At 74.0% G+C, this 5,801-nt stretch carries 2 protein-coding genes; both read right to left on the bottom strand.

Going from position 1 to position 5,801, the window contains the following annotated elements; genetic code table 11:
• Positions 1 to 1,295 (bottom strand): type I polyketide synthase (locus ACFZAU_RS41645; protein ID WP_500556582.1); only part of this gene is annotated, 1,295 nt, incomplete at its 3' end.
• A gap of 123 nt (positions 1,296 to 1,418) precedes the next feature.
• Positions 1,419 to 5,801 (bottom strand): type I polyketide synthase (locus ACFZAU_RS41640; protein WP_500556581.1); only part of this gene is annotated, 4,383 nt, incomplete at its 5' end.

Genomic DNA, 5,801 nt, shown 5'->3' with positions numbered 1-5,801 from the left:
CACACCACCGCGTCCGACGCCAACGACACCGCACCCGAAGCCCAATCCACATGCGGCGACGGCTCATCCACGTGCAACGACTTCGGCACCACACCATGCCGCATCGCCAACACCATCTTGATGATGCTGGCGACGCCGGCGGCAGCCTGCGTGTGCCCGATGTTCGACTTGATCGAGCCGAGCAGCAGGGGCTGTTCTGCCGTGTGCTCCTGCCCGTACGTGGCCAGCAGGGCCTGCGCCTCGATCGGGTCGCCGAGCGTCGTGCCGGTGCCGTGTGCCTCGACGACATCGACGTCCGCGGCCGACAGGCGCGCGTTGGTGAGCGCCTGGTGGATGACGCGCTGCTGCGACGGGCCGTTCGGCGCCGTCAGGCCGTTGCTGGCGCCGTCCTGGTTGATCGCCGAACCCCGTACCACCGCCAGCACCGGGTGGCCGTTGCGCCGTGCGTCCGACAGGCGCTCGACCAGGAGCATGCCGGCGCCCTCGCCCCAGCCCGTGCCGTCGGCCGCGGCCGCGAAGGGCTTGCAGCGTCCGTCCGCCGCGAGACCGCGCTGACGGCTGAACTCGGTGAACGTCGACGGGGTGGCCATGACGGTCACGCCGCCGGCCAGGGCCATGGAGCACTCCCCCGCCCGCAGCGCCTGCACCGCAAGGTGCAGTGCCACCAGCGACGACGAGCAGGCCGTGTCGATGGTGACGGCCGGGCCCTCGAGACCGAAGGTGTACGCGACGCGCCCGGAGGCGATGCTGCCGCTGCTGCCGGTGCCGAGGAAGCCCTCGACGCCGTCGGGGACGGAGTCGAGGCGGGCGGTGTAGTCGTGGTACATGACGCCCGCGAAGACGGCCGTCCGGCTGCCGCGCAGCGAGGACGGGTCGATGCCGGCGCGCTCGAACGCCTCCCAGGACGTCTCCAGCAGCAGCCGCTGCTGCGGGTCCATGGCGAGCGCCTCACGCGGCGAGATCCCGAAGGGGGCGGGGTCGAAGCGGCCGGCGTCGTAGAGGAAGCCGCCCTCGCTGACGTAGCTGGATCCCGCGCTGTCGGGGTCGGCGTCGTACAGCGACTCGACGTCCCAGCCGCGGTCGACCGGGAAGGCGGAGATGGCGTCCTCACCGTTCGCGACGAGCCGCCACAGGTCCTCGGGGGTCTGCACGCCCCCCGGGTAGCGGCAGCTCATCGCGACGATGGCGACGGACTCCTCGTTCTTCTCCTCCACCTCGCGCAGCCGCCTGCGGGCCTGGCGCAGGTCGGCGGTCGCCCGCTTGAGGTAGTCGCGAAGCTTGTCCTCGTTCTCCATTGCGTGGGCTCCATGCCTCAGAGGCGGTCGTTCCGGTCGGTCGTCGTCCGGGCGGGGCGGCGCGCCCGGCCGGGTCTCCGGTGGCGCGGATGGGTCGTGGGGCAGGTGGGGCGGCAGGAAGGGTCAGGAGGAGCCGAGTTCCTCGTCCAGCAGGTCGAAGAGCTCGTCGTCCGTGGCGGTCTCGAGGTCGCCGTCGTCGTCGGCCGTGTCAGGGGCCGTGCCGCCGGCTTCCTGCGCGTCCTTCCACTTGGCGAGGAGGGCCTGCAGGCGCATCGTGATCCGCGAAGCGGTGACGCTGTCCGCGTCGGACGCGCCCAAGGCCTCCTCGAGCCGGTCGAGTTCGCCGAGGACCGACGGCCCGTCGTCGTTGAGGGGCAGCGCGGAGCGCAGGTAGCCGCTCAGCGCTTCGGGGGTCGGGTAGTCGAAGATCAGCGTGGCGGGCAGCCTCAGCCCGGCCGCGGCTCCGAGGCGGTTGCGCAGTTCCACCGCGGTCAGCGAGTCGAAGCCGAGTTCCTTGAAGGCGCTGCCGGGTTCGATGGCGGCGGACCCGCTGTGGCCGAGGACTTGGGCCACCTGGGTGCAGACCAGGTCGAGGAGCACCCGGTCCCGTTCGGCGGAGGGCAGTTGGGCGAGCCGCTGCGCGAGCGAGTCCGGGGTCTGCGCCGACGCGTCGCTCGCCCGGCGCCGCGCGGTGCCGCGGAGCAGGCCGCGCAGCAGCGGCGGTGTCCAGTCGCCGACGGCCCTGCGGAGTTCGGCCAGGTCGAGCCGGGCGGGCACCAGGAGGGACGCGGTCGCTTCCTCCCCGGCGGCACCGGGCAGGGCGGCGTCGAACAGGGCCAGGCCCTCCGCCGGGGAGAGCGGCAGCATGCCGCCGCGACCCAGGCGCCGCCGCTCGGCCGCGTCGAGCGTCCCGGCCATGCCGGCCTCGTCGTCCCACAGGCCCCAGGCCAGCGAGACCGCCGTGAGTCCTTGCGCCCTGCGGTGCTGGGCGAGGGCGTCGAGGAAGGTGTTGCCCGCCGCGTAGTTGGCCTGTCCGGCGTTGCCGAGGACACCGGCGGCCGAGGAGAACAGGACGAACGCGGACAGGTCCAGGTCGCGGGTCAGATCGTGCAGGTGCCATGCCGCGTCGACCTTGGGCCGCAGGACGCGCCGGAGCCGGTCCGGGGTCAGCGCCTCGACGGTTCCGTCGTCCAGGACACCGGCCGCGTGCACGACCGCGGTGAGCGGGTGCTCGGCGGGAATGCCCGCCAGTACGGTGGCGAGCGCGTCGCGGTCGGCCACGTCGCACGCCGCCCAGGTCACCTCAGTGCCGGATGCGGCCAGTTGTTCGGTGAGCTCCGCCGCGTTCTCCGCCCCCGCGCCCCGCCGGCTCACCAGCAGCAGGCGCCGCACCCCGTGGACGTCCACCAGGTGCTGGGCGAGGAGTCCGCCGAGGGTGCCGCCGGCGCCCGTGACCAGGACGGTGCCGTCCGGGTCGAAGGCGGCGTCCGGGTACTGTGCGGGGGCGACAGGCTCGCGGGCGAGGCGCGGGGCCCGTACGGCGCCGTCCCGGACGGCAAGTTGCGTCTCGTCGGTGTCGAGAGCGGCGGGCAGCGCCCGGAGGGACGCGTCCTCGGAATCGACGTCGACCAGCACGAATCGGCCCGGGTGCTCGGCCTGCGCGGAACGGACCAGGCCCCACACCGCGGCGTGCACCAGGTCTTCGACGTCCTCGTCGGCGTCCACGACGACAGCGCCCCGGGTGACGAGGGCCAGCCTCGACGCGGCGAACCGCTCGTCCGCGAGCCAGGTCCTGATCAGTTCCAGTGCGGCGGTGACGGCGCTGTGCGCGGCGGGCGCGAGGCCGCCGGCGGTGGAGACGTCCGGTGCGAGGGCGACGAGGACGGTCTCCGGCGCGTCCTCGGCCTGGAGGGCACCGATCTCTCGGCCGAGTGACGCCAGGTCCGGGTGGACGCTGTGAGCGTCGAGGACGGCGGCCAGCTTGAACGGGTCCCCTCCCAGCAGGGCCCAGCGGCCGTCACCGGGCGGCGGTACGTCCTCGGGCATCGGCAGCACCGGCCAGTCGACCCGGAACAAGCTGTCCCGGAAGGCCCCAGCGGGCCCGCCGGCACCGCCCGTGATCCCGTCGACGTTCAGCGGACGCAGGACGAGGGACGCGACGCTGAGCACCGGCTGCCCCGTCTCGTCCGCGATCAGCAGGGAGACGGCGTCCTGTCCGGCCGGTGCCATGCGGACCCGCAGCGCGGAGGCGCCCACGGCGTGCAGCCGCACCGAGTCCCACGCGAAGGGCAGGCGGGCACCCGGCTCGGCGCCGGGGAAGAAGTCCCCGAGAGCGGCCGCGTGCAGGGCCGAGTCCAGCAGCGCCGGGTGGAGCCCGAACCGCGTGCCCTCCGGCCGGTCGTCGTCGGCGAGGGCGACCTCGGCGCAGACCTCGCCGTCGCCGAGCCGCCAGGCGCGCCGCAGGTTGCGGAACGCCGGACCGTACTCGAGTCCCATCGCGTCGAAGAACACGTACAGCTCGTCCACGTCGCAGGGCTCGGCTCCGGCAGGCGGCCACGCGGCCGCTTCCTCCGCCGCGGGCGTCGCTTCGGTCGCGACCGCCATGAAACCGCCGGCGTGCCGGGTCCACGGCTCGTCCGCCGCGGACTCCTCGGGCCGGGAGTACACGTGGAAGGCGCGCCGCCCCGCCGCCTCGGGCTCCGCGACGGTGAGCCGGAGCTGCACGCCGCCCGTCTCGGGCAGCACCAGCGGCGCTTCCAGCGTCAGGTCCTCCAGCAGGTCGCAGCCCGCGTGGTCCCCGACCCGCACGGCCAGCTCGACGAGCGCGGCGCCGGGCAGCAGCGCGGTGCCCGCGACCCGGTGGTCGGCCAGCCAGGGGTGGGTGCGCAGGGAGATCCGGCCGGTGAAGAGGAACCCGTCGGAGTCGGGCAGCTCGACCGCCGCGCCGAGCAGCGGGTGATCCGCACTGCCGAGGCCCGCGGACGTCACGTCGCCGCTCAGGGCGTGTGCGGGGGCCTCCAGCCAGTAGCGCTGCCGCTGGAAGGCGTAGGTCGGCAGGTCGACGCGCTGGGCGCCGGTCCCCGCGAAGTACGCCTCCCAGTCCACCGCGACGCCCCGGGTGTGGGCGAGGGCGAGTGCGGTGGTGACGGTCTCGACCTCGGGGCGCGCGGAGCGCAGGACCGGAGCGAAGGCCGCGTCTTCGGCGGTCAGGCAGTCCTGCGCCATCGCGGACAGGACGCCGTCAGGGCCGAGTTCGAGGTAGGTGGTGACGCCTGCGGCCTCCAGGGCGCGGATGCCGTCGAGGAAGCGGACGGCCTCGCGGACGTGCCGTACCCAGAAGTCGGCCGTGGCCATCTCGTCGGTGACGACGGTGCCGGTGAGGTTGGAGACGACCGGGATGCGGGGGGTGGCGTAGGTCAGGCCCTCGGCGACCTCGCGGAAGGCGTCGAGCATGCCGTCCATGTGCGGGGAGTGGAAGGCATGGCTGACCGCCAGGCGCTTCGACCTGCGGTCCGGGAACAGCTCCACAACGGCCGCGGCCGTCTCCTCGTCACCCGCGATGACCACGGCCTGGGGCCCGTTGACGGCCGCGACGCTCACGCGGTCGTCCAACACCGGCAGGACCTCGTCCTCGGCCGCCTCCAGCGCGATCATCACACCGCCGGCCGGGAGCGCCTGCATCAGCCGTCCGCGCGCCTCGACCAGCCTGCACGCGTCCTCCAGGGACAGCACCCCGGCGACGTGCGCTGCGGCGATCTCGCCGATGGAGTGGCCGGAGAGGAAGTCCGGCTTCACGCCCCAGCTCTCCAGCAGCCGGAACAGCGCGACCTCGACCGCGAACAGCGCCGGCTGGGTCCACTCCGTCCGGTCGAGGAGGTCCGCGTTGTCCCCGAACAGCACGTCCTTCAGCGGCACATCGAGGTGCGCGCAGACCGCGTCCAGGGCGTCCGCGAACACCGGGTACGCGGCGTACAGCTCCCGGCCCATGCCGAGCCGCTGACTGCCCTGCCCGGTGAAGAGGAACGCCACCTTGCCCGCCGCCGCCGAGCCCTGTGTCACCGCCGCGCTCGCCTGGCCCGCGGCCAGCGCTTCGAGCGCGGCGAGGAATCCGTCGCGGTCCGCCGCGACGACCACCGCGCGGCGGTCCAGCGCGGTACGGGTCGTGGCCAGGGACCAGCCGATGTCGGCCGGGGTCACGTCCGCGTTGTCGAGGGCGAACCCCCGAAGTCGTGCGGCCTGTTCGCGGAGGGCTTCGACCGATTTCCCGGACAGCGTCCAGGGAAGCGGGCCGGTCGGCCGCTCCGGTTCCTGCGGCTGTACGGGCGCGGGTGCGGGGAAGGGTTCAGGAGCCTGTTCGATGATGGCGTGGGCATTGGTGCCGCTGAAGCCGAACGACGACACCGCGGCGCGACGCGGACGGCCGGTCTCCGGCCAGTCCCTCTGCTCGGCCAGCAGCGAGACCGCGCCCTCCGACCAGTCGACGTGCGGGGACGGCTCGTCCACGTG

The sequence above is a fragment of the Streptomyces sp. NPDC008238 genome, from assembly GCF_042956445.1.
Lineage (GTDB): Bacteria > Actinomycetota > Actinomycetes > Streptomycetales > Streptomycetaceae > Actinacidiphila.
Note: the sequence above shows the minus strand (reverse complement) of the source record. Positions and strands in the feature narration are given on the sequence as shown.